This window comes from Streptomyces sp. WAC04114, assembly GCF_019733245.1.
Taxonomy (GTDB): Bacteria; Actinomycetota; Actinomycetes; order Streptomycetales; family Streptomycetaceae; genus Streptomyces; species Streptomyces massasporeus_A.
On sequence record NZ_JAIGQA010000414.1, the window covers coordinates 1 to 667 of the forward strand.

Sequence of the window (667 nt, forward strand, 5' to 3'; positions counted from 1 at the left end):
TGTCCACGGAATACGCCTGGACACCCCGCTCGGTGAGGGCGCTCGCGCCCTCGGCGACCAGGCCCGCGACATCGGGCACCATCGCCCCCGCCGTACGGGCCGCGGCGTGCAGCACCGTGCCGTCCGGCCCGACGAGCCCGGCCCAGCCCTCGGCCCGCCCGGCCAGCCAGCGCAGCAGCTCGGCCGTTCCGCCGGTGCGGGTCAGCCGGTGCATCCGCAGAAGATCGTCCGCACGCTCCCCTGATCGCATCAGTCCCCCGTTCCGCCCAGGACACAGCCGTGTCGCCGGTGACCGGGCCATTCTGACTGTGCGGACCGATACCCCGGCGGCCGCCCCATTGGGCGTATTGAATCTCCCGGTGCCCCTACCCTCCGATCTATCGTCCGAACGTGTTCCGGCACGTCGGGGGACGACGGGGGAGGCCGGAACACGGGACCGCGGCAACGCGGCGGCAGCGGCTCACGGGGGTGGTCGCTGTCGCTGGTTGCCGCGCTTCCGCGCGTCAGTGCTGCGCTGTGGGCGCGCCTGATTGTCAGTGGTGCCTCGTACCGTCGGACGCAGGAGTCGGCTGACGACTTCGACCCGAGGAAGGCACCCATGGAATTCCGCATCGAGCGCAGTGCCCTGACCGAGGCCGTGTCCTGGGCGGCCCGCGTCCTGCCCGTG

General features: G+C 72.4%; 1 pseudogene. It reads right to left on the bottom strand.

The features are described from left to right. A pseudogene (locus tag K4G64_RS39540) lies at nucleotides 1-214 on the bottom strand (PucR family transcriptional regulator); the annotation flags it as partial. Nucleotides 215-667: the final 453 nt, after the last annotated feature.